Here is an 18,008-nt window from a genome sequence, read left to right as displayed (position 1 = left end):
CGGGGGCTGCGGCGACGGCGCGACAGCCCGGCATCCACGGTGCATATGCAGCGGGCGGGTTCGCTACAGCCTATCGAAGGAAGGTTCTGTGGCGACATAGGGCGCACAGGAGGCGCACGATGCGTGTCGTAAGCCCCCTGTGCACCCCTGGCGGGGGAACCCCTAGACGAGACCGAGGTTCTGCGCGGCTGCCGCCGCGTCGACGGGGACCGTGAGCGGCTGCGGGGCGCCCGCGACCGCCCAGTCGGGGTCCTTGAGGCCGTTGCCGGTGACCGTGCAGACGATGCGCTGGCCGGGGTCGACCTTGCCCTGCTCGGCGGCCTTGAGGAGGCCGGCGACCGAGGCGGCGGAGGCGGGCTCGACGAAGACGCCCTCCTGCGCGGCCAACAGGCGGTAGGCGCGCAGGATCTCGCGGTCCGTCACCTCGTCGATGAGCCCGCCGGACTCGTCGCGGGCGGCGATCGCGTACTCCCAGGAGGCCGGGTTGCCGATGCGGATCGCCGTCGCGATCGTCGAGGGGTCCTTGACGATCTCGCCGCGCACGATGGGCGCGGAGCCGGACGCCTGGAAGCCCCACATGCGGGGCGTCCGCGCGGCGATGCCGTCGGCGGCGTACTCCTGGTAGCCCTTCCAGTACGCGGTGATGTTGCCCGCGTTGCCAACCGGGAGGACATGGATGTCGGGGGCGTCGCCGAGCATGTCGACGATCTCGAAGGCGGCCGTCTTCTGGCCCTCGATGCGCACCGGGTTGACCGAATTGACCAGCGCGACAGGGTAGTTGTCGCTCAGGGCACGGGCGAGGGCGAGGCAGTCGTCGAAGTTGCCGTCGACCTGGAGGATCTTCGCGCCGTGCACGAGGGCCTGGCCCATCTTGCCGAGCGCGATCTTGCCGCGCGGCACGAGCACGGCGGAGACCATGCCCGCGCGGACGCCGTACGCGGCGGCGGAGGCCGACGTGTTGCCGGTGGAGGCGCAGATGACGGCCTGCGCGCCCTCCTCCTTGGCCTTGGAGATGGCCATGGTCATGCCGCGGTCCTTGAAGGACCCCGTCGGGTTCGCGCCCTCGACCTTGAGGTGGACCTCGCAGCCGGTGCGCTCGGAGAGCACCTGCGCGGGCACGAGCGGCGTACCGCCCTCGCGGAGCGTCACGACCGGCGTGCTGGCGGAGACGGGCAGCCGGTCCCGGTACTCCTCGATGATTCCGCGCCACTGGTGGGTCATTGCTGGTTACTCTCCTTCAACCCGCATGATGCTGGCGACACCGCGGACGGTGTCGAGCTTGCGCAGCGCCTCGACGGTCCCGCTGAGCGCGGCGTCGGATGCGCGGTGGGTGACGACGACGAGGGATGCCTCGCCGTCCTTTCCCTGCTGACGAACGGTATCGATCGACACCCCGTGCTCGGCGAACACGGTCGCGACCTGGGCGAGTACACCCGGTTTGTCCGCGACGTCGAGGCTGATGTGGTACCGCGTCACGACATCGCCCATGGGCGACACCGGCAGGGCCGCGTACGCCGACTCGCCGGGCCCCGTCGCCCCGCTGAGCCGGTTGCGGCACACGGCGACGAGGTCGCCGAGCACGGCCGAGGCGGTGGGCGCGCCGCCCGCGCCGGGGCCGTAGAACATGAGCTGGCCGGCCGCGTCGGACTCGACGAAGACGGCGTTGTAGGCGCCGCGCACGGAGGCGAGCGGGTGGGAGAGCGGGATCATCGCGGGGTGGACGCGCGCGGTGACCGAGCCGCCGTCGGCGGCGCGCTCGCAGATCGCCAGCAGCTTGATGGTGCAGTTCATGTTCCGCGCCGAGGCGAAGTCCGCGGCGGTCACCTCGGACATGCCCTCGCGGTAGACGTCGTCGAGGCGCACGCGGGTGTGGAAGGCGATCCCGGCGAGGATCGCGGCCTTGGCGGCGGCGTCGAAGCCCTCGACGTCGGCGGTCGGGTCGGCTTCCGCGTACCCGAGGGCGGTGGCCTCGTCGAGCGCTTCCTGGTAGCCGGCGCCGGTCGAGTCCATCTTGTCGAGGATGAAGTTCGTCGTGCCGTTGACGATGCCGAGGACGCGGTTGACCTTGTCGCCGGCCAGCGACTCGCGCAGCGGGCGGATCAGGGGGATCGCGCCGGCGACGGCCGCCTCGTAGTACAGGTCCCGGCCGTGCTCCTGCGCCGCCGCGTGCAGCGCCGCGCCGTCCTGCGCGAGGAGCGCCTTGTTCGCCGACACCACGGAGGCGCCGTGCTCGAAGGCGGTCGTGATGAGGGTGCGGGCCGGTTCGATGCCGCCGATGACCTCGACGACGACGTCGATGTCCCCGCGTTTGACCAGCGCGGTCGCGTCCGTCGTGACCAGGCCCGGGTCGATGCCGTCCCGGACTCTGGAGGGCCGGCGGACCGCCACTCCCGCCAGTTCGACCGGGGCGCCGATCCTCGCGGCGAGGTCGTCGGCGTGCGTCGTCATGATGCGGGCCACCTCTGAGCCGACGACTCCACAGCCCAGCAGCGCCACCTTCAGCGGACGCGTACGCATCATGCGACCTCGTTTCTCATACGGCCTACGGTTCGACCAGTCTCACCCACCGGACCGCGGTTTCTGCCCCGGGTCCGGATCGTGAGACGTCTATTTCATTTCCCTGAGCGGTTCCGACAGGAGATTCTCCCGTGCGGCTCAGCCGACGTCGAGCCTCAGCAGATCGTCCTCGGTCTCCCGCCGCACGATCACCCTCGCCTGTCCGTCCCCGACCGCCACCACCGGGGGCCTCGGTACGTGGTTGTAGTTGCTCGCCATCGACCGGCAGTACGCGCCCGTCGCCGGTACGGCGATGAGGTCACCCGGTGCCAGGTCGGCCGGCAGGAACGCGTCCTTGACGACGATGTCCCCGCTCTCGCAGTGCTTGCCGACGACGCGGGACAGCATGGGCTCGGCGTCGGACGTGCGCGAGACGAGGGCGACGCTGTACTCGGCGTCGTACAGCGCGGTGCGGATGTTGTCCGACATGCCGCCGTCGACGGAGACGTACGTCCGCAGGCCGTCCAGCGGCTTCAGCGTGCCGACCTCGTACAGCGTGAACGCCGTCGGGCCGACGATCGCGCGGCCCGGCTCGACGGAGATGCGGGGGGTGCTGAGCGCCGCCGCCTCGCACTCGCGGGTGACGATCTCGTGCAGCGCCTTCGCGATCTCGTGCGGCTCGCGGGGGTCGTCGTCGCTGGTGTACGCGATGCCGAGGCCGCCGCCGAGGTCGATCTCCGGGAGCTGTACGCCGTGTTCGTCGCGGATCTCCTTGAGGAGGCCGACGACCCGGCGCGCGGCGACCTCGAAGCCGGACATGTCGAAGATCTGCGAGCCGATGTGGCTGTGTACGCCGATCAGCTCCAGGCTGTCGAGCTGGAGCGCGCGGCGTACGGCTTCCGCGGCCTGGCCGCCGGCCAGCGGGATGCCGAACTTCTGGTCCTCGTGGGCGGTCGCGATGAACTCGTGCGTGTGCGCCTCGACGCCGACCGTGATCCTGATCTGGACCTTCTGGCGCCTGCCGAGGTCCCTCGCGATGTGCGCGACGCGGACGATCTCCTGGAAGGAGTCGAGCACGATCCGTCCTACGCCGGCCTCGATCGCCCGGCGGATCTCCTCGGTCGACTTGTTGTTGCCGTGCAGCGCGATGCGCTCCGCGGGCATCCCGGCGGACAGGGCCGTCGCCAGTTCGCCGCCCGAGCAGACGTCGAGGTTCAGGCCCTCCTCGTGCAGCCAGCGCACGATCGCCCTCGACAGGAACGCCTTGCCCGCGTAGAAGACGTCCGCGTCCGGGCCGAACGCCGTGCGCCAGGCCCTCGCCCTCGCGCGGAAGTCCGTCTCGTCCAGGACGTAGGCCGGGGTGCCGAACTCCTCGGCGATGCGCGTCGCGGGGATGCCGCCGACGGTGAGGACTCCGTCCTCGTCCCTCTCCACCGTCTGCGCCCACACCTTCTTGTCCAGCGTGTTCAGGTCGGCGGGCGGGGCGCTGTAGTGGCCCTCCGGCAGGACGTCTGCGTGACGGGGTCCGGCGGGGTGTGCGGAACGGCTCATCTTCGTTCTGGGCTTTCTTTCGGTCGTTCTACAAAAGCTGTCGTTCTACAAATGCTCTGGAGCGTCGATGCCGAGCAGGGACAGGCCACCGGCCAGCACCGCCCCGGCGGCTTCGGCGAGCGCGAGCCGGGTGCGGTGGGTGGCCTCGGGTTTCTCGTCGCCGATGGGGAGGACGTGCGGGAGGAGGGGGAGGAGCGTGTCCGCGATCGCTACGAGGTGGTGGGTCAGGCGGTGGGGGGTGTGGTGGGTGGCTGTGGTGGTGAGGATGCGGGGGTGGTCTGCCAGGAGGAGGTGGAGGGGGGTTGGGGGGGTGGGGGTGGGGTGGGCAGCTGTCTGGGGGGGAGCGGCGGGGGTGGTCGTGGCTGCCTGGTGGGCCGCGGTGGGGGTGGTCGCGGTGGGTTCTCCGTGGGCGGTGGGGCGCGCGGGGGGAGAGGCGGCGGTCGCGGGGGCGGCTGTTGGGGGGAGGGGAGTGTCGCCGGTGCCGGGGGTGGCCGACCTGGGGGTGTCGCCGGTGCCTGGGATCGCTGCGGCGTCGGTGGGTCCTGCCTGCACGCCGGGTTCCGGTGCGGGGGTCGGTGCCTTCGATGTGAAGCCCAGTGCCGCCGCGTTGCGGGTGAGGGCTCGGGTGCGGGCGTACGCGTAGCGGACTCGGAAGAGGGGGTTCGTTTCGCGTTGGGTCAGGTGGTCGCCGGTGAGGTGGGGGTGGTCGTGCGGTGCCGGGTGGAGGAGAGCCCAGCGGGTGGCGTCCCTGCCCAGGGGGAAGAAGGGCGGGGTGCCGGGGAGGGGGGCGGGGACCGGGCGGATGGTCAGCGCGTTCTCCGCCGGGGGGGCGTACGTGTCGATCTCGATGCCCAGGGTCGAGGTCAGTTCCGGGGTGGGGCGGGTGTCGCACGAGGTGTGGACGGGGGTGCCCTGGGAGCGGAGTACTCGGGCCAGGGTGTCCATGACGACCAGGGCCCGGGCCTCGTCGGGGGCGTGGAGGTGGGTGAGGGGGGCGGTGGGGGTCTCCGCGTGTCCGTACCTCGGGCCCCTCGCCAGGATCTCCTGGATCAGGGAGGTTTCCTGGAGGGTGATGTTCAGGAAGCCGGGGGGTGTGATGACGACTTCCCTGATGCCCGCTTCGTGCGCGAGGTGGGGGCGGAGGATCTCGGCGACCTTCAGCGGGGGGTGGCCGGCGGGGCGGGCCAGCTTCAGGGCGATCGGCGTCGCGTAGTCGCCGCAGCCGCCTGGGCCGGGGGGTGTCACGGGGGCCCGGGTGGGGACCTCGACCCGCAGCTCACCGGCGTCCACCGCGCGCCGGACGGCACGCAGGACGGTGTGGGAGAGCTCCAGGGGGGTCACGGGGCCAGCGTAGGCGAGGAGGGGGGTGGGGAGGCGAGTCGGTTCGGCGGGGTTTCGGGATGTGGACAGGGGGGTGGGGGGGGTCGGGGGTGGGGGGGTTCGGGGGCGGCTTCTGTGGTGGGCGGCGGGATTGTCGTCGTGGGGTTCGGCCGGGGGGGTGCCTCTATGTCCTTCGTCAAGGCACCCCTGTCGGGTTTGCGGTGATTAGGTCTTGCTGGGGTCATGCGGCGAGTTCGACGTCCGCGGGTGTGCGGGGTTCGTAGAAGGTGCCGTCTCGGAGCATGGCGAACAGGACGCTGATGCGTTGGCGGGCGAGGCGGAGGAGTGCCTGGGTGTGGGTCTTACCGCGGGCGCGTTGCTTGTCGTAGTAGGTGCGGGAGGCCGGGTCGGCGTTCATGCAGGCGAAGGCGGAGAGGAACATGGCGCGTTTGAGCTGGCGGTTTCCTCCGCGGGGCGCGTGTTCGCCGTGGATCGAGGTGCCCGACTGTTTCGTGGCCGGGGCGAGTCCGGCGTAGGAGGCGAGGTGGGCGGCGGTGGGGAAGCTGGTGCCGTCGCCGACGGTGACCAGCAGGACGGCGGCGGTCCTGACGCCGACGCCGGGCATCGACGTCAGGACCGGGGAAAGAGGGTGGGCCTCCAGCAGGGTGTTGATCTGGGCTTCCATCGCCCGGCGCTGTTCGTGGACAGCGGCGAGAGAGCGGGCCAGCGAGGGCACGACGATGTCGAGGGTGCCGGTCCCCGGGACGACGACGGTCTGCTCGTCCAGGGCGTCGAAGACGTCGTCGATCAGCCGCTGGGCCATGCGTGGGGCCTTGGGGCGGATGAGCTCGACGAGTCTGCGGCGGCCGGCCTTGCGCAGTGCGGCCGGGGAGCCGTAGCGCTCCAGCAGCCAGGTGACCGCCTGGTGGTCGAGGCGGGGGCCCAGGACGCGCTCCAGCGACGGGTGGAACTGGGTGAGCAGGCCGCGTATGCGGTTGGAGGTGCGGGTGGCCTCGGCCGCAAGGTCCTGGTCGAAGCCGACGAGGACCGTGAGTTCGGCGGTGATCTCGTCGGTGAGCTCCAGGGAGCGCAGGGTGTGCGGCATGGTCCGGGCCGCATCCGCGATGACCGCGGCGTCCTTGGCATCGGTCTTGGCCTCGCCCGGATACAGGTCGGCGATCCGCCGCATCGCGAGTCCGGGCAGGTAGGCGACCTTGCAGCCCGTGTCCCGGGCGACCGTGAGCGGGAGGGCGCCGATGGAGGCGGGCTGGTCCACGATCACCAGGACGGTGCCGAACTTCGCGGTCAGCTTGTCGAAGACGGCCCGCAGTCTCGGCTCGCTGTTGGGCAGCTGCTTGCCGAGGACCTTCTTCCCGGCCGGGGTCAGCCCATGGCCGTGGTGAGCACTCTTGCCGACGTCCAGGCCGAGGAACACGCCCACGTCTTCGGTGTCGAACATCGCGCCCTTCCAGGGGAGTCGAACGTGCCGGCCTTGGCAGTGGTGTCGTACGCGCGCATCCACGTTATGCAGACCTGCCGCCCGCGAGCTGTCCGGCATTGCGCCGGACCGGGCGGTGGCCGGACCTCTCATCAGCGTCTCCGACGGCACCTTCCGGGCCCGGTGACACCACCCCCCAGGTCATCCATTCGACAGGGGGACACAGTCATGCCGGGCCCGGAGGCCAGCGGCCCTCTTGCAGGACCGCGAAGAAGATAACGGTGGCTGCGGTGGACGGCGAGGGTTTCGTCGCCGGGTTCGGTCAAGGGTTGGGGGCGATGGCTGCGGTGGGCGGCGTGGATTCGTCGCCGGGTCCGCTCAGGGCGGCGGCTGCGGTGGGCGGCGTGGATTTCGTCGCCGGGTTCGGGAGGAGCGGGGGTCAGCTGCCGCTCTGGGCGGGGCGTTTTTCGTCGCCGTGGTGGGGGGTGGTCAGTTCGTGGGGATCGGCGGTGGCCGAGTCGCCGTGGGGGGCGAGGTCGCCGACGGTGTGGGGCGTGGCCAGGTCAACGGGGTCGCTGTGGGTCCCCAACTCGCCGGGGTTGTCGGGAGCGGCCGGTTCGCCGGCGTTGCTGAGAGCGGTCCGGCCGGAGCTGTTGTGGGCGCCCTGCTTGCCGGGGGCGTTGAGGGCGGTCGGTTCGCCGGGGGTGGCCGTGCCGCGGTCGTGGGTGTCGTCGGGTTCTCCGGAGTCCGCCGTACCGGTGGTCTGCCCGGACGCGTCCGGCCCGGCGGGAACGGGGGCCGCCTCGGGACCGTCGTACTCCCGGCCCTGCCCCTGCCGTACGAGCTTCCGTACGATGTCGACGAGGTCGGCCGGCTCGAACGGCTTCGGCAGGAACACGTCGACCCCGGCATCGAGCCCGGCATCGACCTCGTCCGGGGTGCACGCGCTGACGATGGCCAGCGGAAGATCACGGGTACGGGGATCCGCGCGGAGCTGCGCGGCCGTACGCAGCCCGTCCAGCCGGGGCATGACGACGTCGAGGGTGACCGCGTCCGGCCGTACCTCGTGCACGACTTCCAGACACTCGGCACCGTCGCACGCGGTCACGACCTCGAACCCCTCCAGTTCGAGATTGACCCTGATCAGCTGCCGGATGACCTTGTTGTCGTCCACAACAAGCACCCGCCCCGACGCGCCTGGCACCCCTTGAGAGTAGGTCCGCACCGGCCACCGCGTCCGGCTTTTCCCCACTTCCGCCCCCTACGCGCGACCCCTCCCCCAAACCCGTTCGGGATCACCCCACCCGGGCTGGTAGTGTTCTGTCCGTCGCCGCGAGCAACACTCCGCCGACAAAGCCCCCGTAGCTCAGGGGATAGAGCAACGGCCTCCGGAGCCGTGTGCGCAGGTTCGAATCCTGCCGGGGGCACTCGCCGGTCAGAGATCTGAAACAAGGGTCTGACCAGGCAGAGTGCTGGTAGATGAGGGCGGGAGTCAGTCTCACTGACTCCCGCCCTTTCTCACTGTCTATTGCTGGTTGTGCGTGAGGAGTGCGTGAGCCACGCGCGCCTCACGCGGCACCCTCGGACCCCCATCCCATGCCCTTCTCGATCTTCTCGTTGTCCTCGTCCTCACTGTTGTCGATGAGGCCCGCATAGTGGCGGTCGATGACCTCCGGGGAGGTTCCCGCGCGGCGCGCTACTTCGGCGATCGCGACCCCCGCCTTGAGCCACTGCGTGATGGCGAACGCGCGGCCGGCGTACGGCTTCTCCGCCAGCGGGCTGTGCACCTTGGACTCGGGGAAGGCGTAGGGCCGCGCCTCCATCCACACCCGGTAGTAGGACGTGGACCCCACCAAGCCGCCCCGCTCGTTGTGGAAGACGCGACCATCCTTGGCGGTGCCGAACTCCTTGAGGTGGGCCCGGAGCATCGCGACCAGTACAGGCGGGATCGGCACCGGCCGATCCGCTTCGGGGTCACGCATCTTCAGCCCCCGTCTGTCGTGCCGCTCCCCCGTGTCGGTCCACTTCTTGCCCGCGACAGGGCGCGTCTTCCGGAGGGTGAGCAATCCCCAACCCGTGTCCGGCAATTCGCAGTCCGACCGCCTCAGCGCGACGACTTCCGCCGGGCGCATCGCGGCGTACAGGATGCAGCCGAAGAACGCGACCAAACGCCTCCCACGATTCCGGTGGACCGATCCCACATACGACACGGCGGCGAGGAACTCCCGCGCCTGTACCGGGTTCATCAGAATGCGCGGGTCGATCGACCCTTGCTGAGCAGTCGCGTGCCTCACCAACTCGGCAACGGGATTTTTATCGATGTAACCGCGCTTGATCGCATACTCCATCGCCGCGTTGAAATTACGTCGACGCCGCTTGTACGTTTCCTTTGCCGCCAACTTGCCGTCAAGCCTGTAGGCAAGCCGATAGTGGACGTCCTCAGCGACCGTGGGTTCCTTCAATGCCGACAGAGGGAGGGAGTTCTCCGTCAACCACGTACAGACCTCTTCCAAGTCCGGCGGAGGTTCCTCCTTCTCGTGAGCCGGGACAACAGCCCACCTCACGGCCCTGCGGACCAAGCGGAGTTCCGGAGCATCAGGCTTGTCCGCCATCATCCCCAAGGCCACGGCAGCGAGGCTGTCGGCGAACCCCTCCCGCGTCTTTGCCGCCGCCGTACGCCAACGACGTTTCATGAACTCCCGCGAGAATTCCCACCACTTGGGATCGTTCTTCTTCTCGGCCTCAGCAGCCGCCGCCGCTTCCGCCTTCCGCACCTCCGACTCGGGGAGTCCCGATTCCACGTCGAACGCTTCGCCTCTACGCATTGCTTGACGCAGTTCTGAGCGGCGGTTCTCGGCAAGCGGGTAGGTTGCGAACGACGCGTAGCACTTGTTCCCCGCGACAATCCACCGGAGTTGATGCGGAGCGCTTTTACTCCTCACCTTGGAGATGCCCCATAGACGAACGTCGTTGGAGAAGACGTGTTCCTTGCCGCCCTCAGGGCGCTCACCTCCGTGAGCGCCCTGAGGTGTACCGGTCGTGCCGTTGGTCACGCAGCTTCCTCCCGCTCCGTGAGCCAACGCTCATATTCCGACCGGCGAATCCGAACGTCGCCGTTCGGGAGTTTGATCGAGCGGGGGCCCTTCCCGAGTTGGCGCCATCGGTAGAAGGTTGATGGGGGGACTCTCAGATCGGTGATGACTTCCTTGATGGTCAGCTTCTCGTCCACCACGCGGGCGCTCATGCCGCTTCCTCTCTTCTGTTATGAGGTAAAGCCAGTACGGGGAGGGGAGGTTCACCTCCCCTCCCTTCTCTGAGGGGCGCTACTTCCGCTACCGCCGCTACCGCGCAGGTCAGGGGCCTGTTGGAGGTAGCGGGAAGGGGTAGCGGTAGCGGATGGGTAGCGGGGCGGTAGCGGCAACCCGGGCGGGTTGCCGCTACCGCGTTGTCGCTGGTCAGGCCGTGTTCTCGGTGCCGGGTAGCGGAGGTAGCGGACTTTCCCGGGGAGGGGGGCAGTAGCGCTGCCACGCGTCCGCGAGGTCGGTGGCGTAGTAGCCCTTGAGGACGCTTCCGGCGGTCTTGATGTTGCGGGAGGCGACGGGTTCGTTGTCGCCGGTCATGTAGTCGGCGAGCATCTTCGACAGGCGCCGGTTGTCGAGCGGCTTCCCTTGGAGGTCGGCCCAGGGGGCGTCGTCGAGGGCGTTGAGGCGGTCGAGGATGGCGACGGTGGGGAGGCGGTCGATGCCGACCAGGACGTGGTCGCGCAGGTCGGTCAGCAGCCGGATGCCGAGACTGCCCTTGTCGTTGGCGCGGGACGCGGTCACGAGCGTCACGCACGCAGCGCGGGCCCGCTCGGGCCAGTTGCCACCGGCGACGTCGGCGATGGCGAGGAGGGATTCCCACACGTCCGCCGGGCGGTCGGTGACCCCGTCGGGCATCTCCGGCCACGCTCCCATGACGAACCCCCGCGCGTGTTCGGCCCACTGGGCGAGGCGGTCACGGAGCTTGTGGCCTTCGGCTTCGTGGATGCGGGCGCGGAAGGCTTCGACGCGTTCGTTGCGTGCCCGTCGCCGCATCCGGATCACGATGGAGCGGGTCATGATGGTGTCGGGGAGATTGCCGAGTCCTGCGACCGCGACGCCGCAGTACGAGGGGAACGCCTGAACGGTCTGGTTGCCGCCGTCGCCGATGCACCGGTAGGTGACCCCGGTACGGCGGTGGCCCGCGTTCAGGAACCCGCGCAGTTCCTCGTTGTCCCCAGCCTTGGGGCCGAAAACGGTGTCGATCTCGTCGAAGAGGATCGTGGGCCGTCCGTTGGGGTTGGCGACGGAGCGGAACAGGGCGGCGGCGGACGCGTTGACCGCCGTCATCGGCGCGGGAACCAGGGTCTCGACGACTTCCAGCGCGCGGGACTTGCCCGATCCGGGTTCCGGGGAGAGGAACGCGAGGCGGGGGGTGGAGTCGAAGCAGTCCAGCAGGTGCGCGTGGGCGTCCCACAGTGCGACGGCGACGTAGGCGGCTTCGGTGGGGAAGACATTGAAGCGGCGGTGGAATGCCTCCACTTCGTCCAGCAGGGCCGCGCCGTCGACGGCGGGCGCGGTCGGGGTGGTGGGGTCGCTCATGCTGCGGCCCTGCCTTCCTGGGGGTTGCGGAGGGGGCAGACCTCGCGGTGGGCGGCGTGATCGGCGATCAGGGCGTGGACTTTGCCGTGGCCGACGGCGCTGCGGTCGCGTCCGCACTCGCATGTAGAGGTGGCGGTGGGGAACGCGCCGCGCGACGCGGTGATGGTCAGCCACGCGACGGAGTAACGGCCGTCCGGCTTGTGCGGGTCAGGGCGAAGAGCAGTAGGGGCGCCCTTGCGGGCGGCGTCCTCCGGCGCGCTACGGCCGGTGGAGGGTGCGGCCGGTTCGGCGGGGCGGGGCTGGTTGGGGGTGGGTGTGGTGCTTTTACCTGCGGGGCGGCGTCCGGGGGTGGTCATGCTGTCCTCCGGGGCCAGGCGGTGTGGATGGAGTAGTCCAGGGCCTTGCGGATAGTGGCGCGGCACTCGGCCGGCGGCAGTCCCGCCGACTCGCCCCCGCAGGTAAAAGCCGCTTCTACGGTGGCGCGGTCGAGGTCTCCCCAGGCGACGAACCGGCCCACGGCCCGTACGGCGCGCAGGAGTTCGGCCTGCCGTCCGCCCTCGGCGGTGGTGGCCACGGCCGCGACCTCGCGTCGTAGGACCTCTGAGGCGTACCGGTCGGTGTCGCGTGCGAGCGTGGGCAGGATCGGGGCCGTGACGGGCCTGGGAGGGGCCGTCAGAGCCTTTTGCAGCCATTTAGGCAGGTTTGCAACGGGTTGGTTGTCCAGGACCGTGTACGGGCCCTGTGGCGTGACGCTGCCGGGGGCGACGACCTGACCGCCCCACGCCCGTGTGTCGACCTTGGGCGTGAGCGTGCCAGTGGTGTTGGTGAACCGGACACCGCTCGGAGCGGTGAAGTACAGGTGCTCTCCGCCGCTGGGGGTCCGGATGCGGCGGGTGACGGGGACGGCCTGTCCGGCGCGCTCGCAGAGCGCCAGGAAGTTCGCCGCGCCGTCAGGCGTGCCCTCTTTGTCTGTCGGTTTGAGCGTGTCGAGGTCGACGACCAGCAGATGGGCGGGGCCGGTGGCGATACCGACGTTGAACGGGCCCGAAGCCCAGCACCGCTCGATCCGGGCGGGGTCGGTGGTGGCACGTTGCTCGAAGGTGCGGTGTCCGTCCGTGCAGTCGCCGGTACGGGGGCAGCGGCGTTCGCCGTGCAGTGCGGGGACCTTGCTGCGCGGACGCAGCGGGATTACAGGCCAGCCGTGTTCGGCGGTGTCCAGTGCCGCGCGCAGCAGCGCGCGACGGGGGGCATGGGTCATGCTGGGGTCTCCAGTTCCCTGGTTGGTGCTGGCAGGCAGGGGCGGTCCCGGTTCTTTGGCGAGATGCGGGGGCCGCCCCTGGCGTAGCTAGAGGCTGGTGTCGGGGTGCTGGTAGCAGGGGCCGTCGCCGTGGGCGGCGCAGACGCAGGCGGCGTGCTGGGTGTAGAGGTGGCGGACGTAGCCGCGCGGGTCGTTCTCCGCCCGTTCGGCGAGGTGCGGGACGAGGTGGGGCCGGTCGGTGTCGACCAGCATCAGCGCCACCGCCAGGGCGGTTTCGGTGGCCTCGCTGAACAGATCATGAGGTTCGTCGACCAGCGCGATGCGGTCGTACAGGGCGGCCTTGCGCAGGTGGTAGTCCCGGCCCGCTTCCTCCCCGCCCTCGGGGTCGGCGACGCAGCCGGTGACCCACGCGTTCTCGCGGTCGAGGTCCGGGGCGTTCGCGTACGCCGTTTCCGGGGCCGGGAAGAGCGTGGTACCGGTACCGGTACCGGTGCCGGGGTGGGCGTTGAGGCGGTCGGCGGCGCGGTTGACGACGCTGGTGAGGGCGGTGTGGGGGTCGTCGGTGAAGCGGTGCAGGGCGACCATGGCCGTGAGGATGACGTCGCAGAGTTCGGCGGCGACGTCGGCCTCGGTGTGGGTGATGCCCTTGCGGGGGTTCTGGCCGCGCAGGCCGATGTACGCCTGCGCGACTTCTCCGGCTTCCTCGGTCAGCTTCAGCAGCCGCATCGCGGTCTCGTGGTCGCTGTCGCCGTTGCGGTCGTCGAGCCGGTCGACGATGGCGCGGACGTGGTCCCAGGGCAGACACACGGCCGGTCCGGTGGGGCGGGCGGCTCGACGGATCAGGCTCATCACGGTGGCCGTGGTGGGGTAGTCCCATCCGCCGAGCCAGTCCACGATCCGGCGGTCGTAGGCGCCGAGTTCCACGTCCGCGTTGGCGAGTTCGGCGAGCAGCATCATGCGCTGCACGTCGTGCGGGAGGTGCCCGGACGGCGCGGTGTCCAGCGGTCCGTCATCGAGGGGCGCGGTGGTGTTCGGGTGGACGTGCACAGTTGCCTCCGGTCAGGGTCAGAAGGGGGGTTCGTCGCTGTAGCCGCCGGGTCCCCAGGGGTCGCGGCCGGTGGTGCGGCGGCGCAGCCATCGGGGGCGGCGCGGGAGTGGCAGCAGGACCGTGCACCGGTTGTTGTCCCAGCACGGGCAGTGCACCCATTCGGTGCCGGCGTACTCGCCGTTGTGGTCGCCGTAGTCGTAGTGGTGACCGCCCTCGCCCTGGCAGTCCGGGCAGCCGGGGCGAGGGGTGTCGGTCAGGGCCAGAGAGCGGCGCGTGGCGCAGACGACCTTGATACGGATGCGCATCATGAGGGGTTCCTCTTGGTAGGGCGTTTGGGGTGTTGGGTGCGGCGGGTCACGCGGTTTTCCTTCCAGTGGTGTCCCCGGCCTTGTTGGCGACGTGCAGGAGCACGTCGGCGTGGCAGGGGGTGCCGGGCGGGCACCAGCACATGAGGTCCCGTCCGGCGAGATGGGTGCGGACGTCGGCTTGCAGGGCGGGGTCGGTGTCGAGCCGGGCGCGGAAGAGGCGTACCGCTTCTTGCGCGCCGTGGTCGGCGACGCTGTGGGGGTTTCCCCAGCGGGAGGGGCGTCCGACGTAGACGGCCCCCAGGGGCGCGCGCCACCCGGCGGTGCGGCGGCGCTGGATACGGCGGGGCGAGGTGGTCATGGTGTGCGCCTTCACCGTCGGTTGTCGTTGTGGGTGCGGGCGAATACGGCCCGGGTGTGGGTGGTCGTCGACTCCTGCCGGACCGGGCCCTCGTAGTGGTGGTGGTGCGTGTCCGGGGCGGCCTCGCCGACGCGTGCGAAGAGGCGGGCGAGGGCGAGGACGGGCACGGCGACGGCGGCGGGGGCGGCGCAGATCATGCCGATGACGGTGGGGTCGGCCTGCCGGGAGGCGATCAGAACGCCGATCGCGATCAGGCCGGGCGGGACGGTGGCGAGGCCGGTGGTGAGGATGAGCCGGGACGCGTCCACCGCGCGCTGCGACATCGGCGGGATGCCGGGCTGGGGGACGGGCGGGGTGTCGCCGTGGGTGGGGAGGGGGGTGGTGTCGCGGTAGGAGGTGGGCAGGGTGGGGGCGGGGCGGTAGGCGTCGGCGATGATCCGCGCGGCTTCGGCTTCGGCGGCGGCCTCGCTCAACCGGCTGTTGGCCGGGGTGGTGTCGGGCGGCATGACGGGAACCTCGTTCCTGGGGTCATGGGCCCCTGCCGGGCCTCTGTGTGCGGGGCCCGGCGGGGGGAGGGGTGGTGGCTGGTCAGGGGGTGGGGATGGCGTGGACGACGGCGGTGGTGAGGTCGTTGATGGGTCCGGCGGCGCCGGTGGCGGCGAGGAAGAACCCGAACATCACGGCGGTGAACGCGGCGCCGGGGGTGAGGCTGTGGCCTCGCAGGAGGAAGAACAGGACGAGTCCGAAGAGGAGGACGAGGGAGAGGGTCACGGCCATGTGGGGAACTCCGGGTCGGTGTCGCGGTGGCGGGGGTGGTGGGGGCGGGTGCCGGCGTGGTGGACGGTGCGGCCGGTGTTGAGGAGGCGGCGGCCGGTGCGCAGGCGGTAACGGTGTCCGTGGCAGCGCCGGCAGAGTTTGACCTTGCGGCGGGCCTGCCGGATGCCGGTGCCGGAGCACTTCCGGCACGGGGCGAACGGCTGCACGAAACACAACGCTGCGTAACCGGCGGCGGTCAGGAAGACAGCGAGGCTAGCGAGAGCCAGCATGGCTCAGATCCCCTCTGAGGGCGGTTTCGGGGTGTTTCCGCAGGTGGGCCGCTAGACGCTAGTGAGCTGATCAGCGGCCCTGCGGGGCGCTAGTAGGGGCGCTAGACCTAGCGGTGGCGGCTGCTAGGTCTAGCAGCCTTGCTCGGGCTAGGCGGCGGCCCGGTCGGCGTTACGCCGTGTAATCGCGGTGGTGATGTCGGCGCGCTTGATGCCGCGCCGGTTGGCGCCCTCGCCGTCGTCGGTGGTGCCCCACACCTGCCCGGGTTTGATGCCCCAGGGCTTGAGGGCGGCGGTGACGTTCTCGCCCTGCCACCCGGCGTAGGTGCCGGGGTCGGCGGCGGTGAGGCGGGCGGCGATGCGCTCGCACCACACGGCCTTCTCGTCGTCCGCGATGACGTCCAGGACGTCGGCGAGGATGTCGGAGCCGGTCGTGGTGTTCTCGGGGCCCTTGCCGACGGCGTAGCCGGTGACGTTGCCGTACGCCTCCCGGGCGGTGCGGGCGCGGGCGACGATGCGTTCGGCGGCGACCGCGTCGACGAACGCGGACGCGACGATGCGGGGGTCGTCGCCCTCGCCGGCCATCCAGCAGATGCCCCGGTCGGAGCGGGAGAACATCGTGGCCCGGTATCCGGACTTGTACATCGAGGTACCGAGGACCATGTCGTTGGCGGGCTGGCCCATGACCTTCAGGCAGAACCTGAGGACGGCGTTCGCGCTGATGCCGGTGGGGAGGGACTTCGCGTCGGGGCGCTGGGTGCCGAACATGGCCACGATGCCCAGCGCGGGGCCGCGTTTGACCAGGTCGGTGCAGATGGCCTCGATCTCCTTGCCGTGCTCCTCGTGCTCGAAGGGCACCTGGCATTCGTCGGCGCCGACCACGATGGGGTGCAGTCCCAGGCTCTTGTCACTGGCCAGTTCGGGGGTGACCTTGGACTCGGGGCAGCGTGAGCGGGGCAGGGACTTGATGACCTTGGCCCGGCGGCGCAGTTCCTCTTTCAGCTCCCGCAGCGACTGGACGACGTATTCGATGTCGTCGTCCTCCTCGCCGGCGCGGTAGCGGTGGCAGACGGGTTCCAGGGCGCCGAAGTCGCCGGTGCCCTTGAAGTCGAACGCGTAGAGGGCGGCGCGCGGATCGAGGGCGGCGATCAGCAGGAGCAGCCGCATCAGGAACGTCTTGCCCATGCGGGGGATCGAGCCGACGACGACGGACGCGAACATGAGGGTGACCGACACGTCGCGCATGCGCTGGTCGTTGCCGAACACCACCGGCCTGAACAGGTCGACCGTGCCCGACTTGGCGAGGGGCCAGGCGGGTTTGGTGGTCTCGTTCATCGGCTTGTCCCCCACCCACAGCACGAGGCGTCCCTCGTGCTGCTCGGGGTCGGGGGCGGGCCACACGCAGCCGGTCTTGCGCCGCAGGCCGGACGCGAGGGGCTTGCGGGCCTCCATGATGTCCTCGGGCGTGACGCCGTAGGGGAGATCGAGGTCGGCGCGGTAGCCGGGCCCGTCCCGGACGATCTCCGAGACGAACCGCAGCCCGTTCATGTCACCGCCCTTCTTGATCGCGGCGGTGACCTTCGCGTTCCCGATCGAGTCCAGACCGCGCAGGACGATCGAGCCGGTGAGTTTCTGCACCTCGGTCTTCAGGACCGCCGGGCCGACCACGGGGGCGTCGGGCTGCTGTCCGCCCATGCCGAGCAGCAGCACCCCTCCGGCCGCGAACGCGTACAGGTACTCGGGGGCCAGGACGTACAGGTAGAGCGCGAAGCCGACGCCGAACACGGCCGCGACCAGCGTGACCAGGCTGCGCAGCCGGATGCGTCCGGACCGCAGCCGCGCCAGCCGCATGTACTCCTCGACGTCCTCGGTGCGGACCGCGAAGTCCCGCAGCGGCGCGGCCTCGCGGTCCCACACCCACCGGTTGGTGGACGCGACGAACCGGCACGCACCCCTCGGTGACATCAGGGCGAGGCGTCCGGCATACACCGGGATACGCACCCCGTGGTACAGGGCGGCGTATCCGACGTTCGCGCCCGTGTGGCGGGCGGTGGCGAGGAAGTCACGCCGGTTGGTGAGCCATCCGGCCAGCACCGGCTTGCGCTTCTCGGTACGCACCTTCGGCTCGGGGAGCGCCGGGTTGTCCACCGGCACGGGCGCCGTGGGGGCGTCGTCGTCGGGCTGGGTGTCGGGGACGGGGCGCAGGTGCGGTTCCGTCGTGCTGTCCGTCATGCTGGGTACTCCCTGCTGCTCACGGAAACGGGGTGGTGGATGGGGCCCGGGGGCGGCCTTGTTTCCTTGGCCGGGACGACCGCCCCCGGGGCGTTGCTACTTCTTGCCCTTGCGGCGTCGGCGGGCGGCGGCGTCCTCGATGCGCTCCACGCGGCGTTGCAGGTCGGAGAGGTCGACGCGGTCACCGGCGAGGCCCCGCTTGGCCATCCGGGCCGTGAGGGCGGCGATGCGCAGCTTCTCGCCGGTCGTGAAGTCGGAGAAGTTGAGGTCGTCGTTCATGGTCAGCAGTCCTCACAGTCGTCGTGCTCGGGAAGGTGGGATTTCGGGGTGGTGG

Annotated in this window: 18 protein-coding genes, 1 tRNA gene and 1 pseudogene; 1 reads left to right on the top strand and 19 read right to left on the bottom strand. The window is 70.6% G+C overall.

The genetic code is table 11. The annotated features are described in order from the left end of the window. Window positions 1-162: 162 nt before the first annotated feature. The 6 genes and pseudogenes from thrC to ACQCO7_RS29335 form a co-directional block, all read right to left on the bottom strand. Entirely contained in the window at window positions 163-1,221 is a 1,059-nt protein-coding gene (gene thrC, locus ACQCO7_RS29360; protein ID WP_464074630.1) for a threonine synthase, read from the bottom strand. A gap of 6 nt (window positions 1,222-1,227) precedes the next feature. Beyond that, entirely contained in the window at window positions 1,228-2,517 is a 1,290-nt protein-coding gene (locus tag ACQCO7_RS29355; protein ID WP_464074629.1) for a homoserine dehydrogenase, read from the bottom strand. A gap of 138 nt (window positions 2,518-2,655) precedes the next feature. Beyond that, on the bottom strand, window positions 2,656-4,047 hold the full coding sequence (lysA, locus tag ACQCO7_RS29350; protein ID WP_464074628.1) for a diaminopimelate decarboxylase: 1,392 nt from the start codon (window positions 4,045-4,047) through the stop codon (window positions 2,656-2,658). Between the two features lie 45 nt (window positions 4,048-4,092). Beyond that, the gene (nrtL, locus tag ACQCO7_RS29345) at window positions 4,093-5,388 is read right to left on the bottom strand and encodes an ArgS-related anticodon-binding protein NrtL (protein ID WP_464074627.1); all 1,296 of its coding nucleotides are present in this window, start codon (window positions 5,386-5,388) and stop codon (window positions 4,093-4,095) included. A 220-nt stretch (window positions 5,389-5,608) separates the two neighbouring features. Next, on the bottom strand, window positions 5,609-6,826 hold the full coding sequence (locus ACQCO7_RS29340) for an IS110 family RNA-guided transposase (RefSeq protein WP_464074626.1): 1,218 nt from the start codon (window positions 6,824-6,826) through the stop codon (window positions 5,609-5,611). Between the two features lie 813 nt (window positions 6,827-7,639). Then, window positions 7,640-8,057: pseudogene (locus ACQCO7_RS29335) on the bottom strand (response regulator); the annotation flags it as partial. A 103-nt stretch (window positions 8,058-8,160) separates the two neighbouring features. On the opposite strand from ACQCO7_RS29335, the gene ACQCO7_RS29330 reads away from it, so the two are divergent. Continuing rightward, window positions 8,161-8,232 (top strand) — tRNA-Arg (locus ACQCO7_RS29330). Window positions 8,233-8,373: 141 nt separating this feature from the next. Here the strand turns inward: ACQCO7_RS29330 and ACQCO7_RS29325 are convergent. From ACQCO7_RS29325 to ACQCO7_RS29265, 13 genes are all read right to left on the bottom strand, one after another. Further along, window positions 8,374-9,858 (bottom strand): tyrosine-type recombinase/integrase, encoded by a 1,485-nt coding sequence (locus tag ACQCO7_RS29325; protein WP_464074625.1) that lies wholly within the window; start codon window positions 9,856-9,858, stop codon window positions 8,374-8,376. Further along, a complete protein-coding gene (locus tag ACQCO7_RS29320; RefSeq protein ID WP_464074624.1) occupies window positions 9,855-10,049 on the bottom strand; it encodes a helix-turn-helix transcriptional regulator in 195 nt (64 codons plus the stop codon). The genes ACQCO7_RS29325 and ACQCO7_RS29320 overlap by 4 nt, the downstream gene beginning before the upstream one ends. A 211-nt stretch (window positions 10,050-10,260) precedes the next feature. After that, window positions 10,261-11,427: a DUF3631 domain-containing protein gene (locus tag ACQCO7_RS29315; RefSeq protein WP_464074623.1), complete on the bottom strand. Its 1,167-nt coding sequence runs from the start codon at window positions 11,425-11,427 to the stop codon at window positions 10,261-10,263. Then, window positions 11,424-11,783 (bottom strand): hypothetical protein, encoded by a 360-nt coding sequence (locus ACQCO7_RS29310; protein ID WP_464074622.1) that lies wholly within the window; start codon window positions 11,781-11,783, stop codon window positions 11,424-11,426. Before ACQCO7_RS29310 ends, ACQCO7_RS29315 begins: the two co-directional genes overlap by 4 nt. Then, a complete protein-coding gene (locus ACQCO7_RS29305) occupies window positions 11,780-12,685 on the bottom strand; it encodes a bifunctional DNA primase/polymerase (protein ID WP_464074621.1) in 906 nt (301 codons plus the stop codon). Before ACQCO7_RS29305 ends, ACQCO7_RS29310 begins: the two co-directional genes overlap by 4 nt. A gap of 87 nt (window positions 12,686-12,772) precedes the next feature. After that, window positions 12,773-13,732, bottom strand: coding sequence for a MazG-like family protein (locus ACQCO7_RS29300; RefSeq protein ID WP_464074620.1), 960 nt, complete (start codon window positions 13,730-13,732; stop codon window positions 12,773-12,775). An 18-nt stretch (window positions 13,733-13,750) separates the two neighbouring features. Beyond that, entirely contained in the window at window positions 13,751-14,041 is a 291-nt protein-coding gene (locus tag ACQCO7_RS29295; protein ID WP_464074619.1) for a hypothetical protein, read from the bottom strand. Window positions 14,042-14,087: 46 nt separating this feature from the next. Continuing rightward, window positions 14,088-14,399 carry a DUF4326 domain-containing protein gene (locus ACQCO7_RS29290; RefSeq protein ID WP_464074618.1) on the bottom strand — a complete coding sequence of 104 codons (312 nt, stop codon included), beginning with the start codon at window positions 14,397-14,399 and terminating at the stop codon, window positions 14,088-14,090. An 11-nt stretch (window positions 14,400-14,410) separates the two neighbouring features. Continuing rightward, a complete protein-coding gene (locus tag ACQCO7_RS29285) occupies window positions 14,411-14,905 on the bottom strand; it encodes a hypothetical protein (protein WP_464074617.1) in 495 nt (164 codons plus the stop codon). Window positions 14,906-14,987: 82 nt separating this feature from the next. After that, the gene (locus tag ACQCO7_RS29280; RefSeq protein ID WP_464074616.1) at window positions 14,988-15,176 is read right to left on the bottom strand and encodes a hypothetical protein; all 189 of its coding nucleotides are present in this window, start codon (window positions 15,174-15,176) and stop codon (window positions 14,988-14,990) included. Next, window positions 15,167-15,445 (bottom strand): hypothetical protein, encoded by a 279-nt coding sequence (locus ACQCO7_RS29275; protein WP_464074615.1) that lies wholly within the window; start codon window positions 15,443-15,445, stop codon window positions 15,167-15,169. Before ACQCO7_RS29275 ends, ACQCO7_RS29280 begins: the two co-directional genes overlap by 10 nt. 147 nt (window positions 15,446-15,592) lie before the next feature. Next, the gene (locus tag ACQCO7_RS29270; RefSeq protein WP_464074614.1) at window positions 15,593-17,674 is read right to left on the bottom strand and encodes a cell division protein FtsK; all 2,082 of its coding nucleotides are present in this window, start codon (window positions 17,672-17,674) and stop codon (window positions 15,593-15,595) included. A gap of 96 nt (window positions 17,675-17,770) precedes the next feature. Next, window positions 17,771-17,953, bottom strand: coding sequence for a DUF6257 family protein (locus ACQCO7_RS29265; protein WP_464074613.1), 183 nt, complete (start codon window positions 17,951-17,953; stop codon window positions 17,771-17,773). Between the last annotated feature and the right edge of the window lie 55 nt (window positions 17,954-18,008).

Source organism: Streptomyces saintjeani, assembly GCF_055409605.1.
This window is presented reverse-complemented; position numbering and strand designations above follow the sequence as displayed.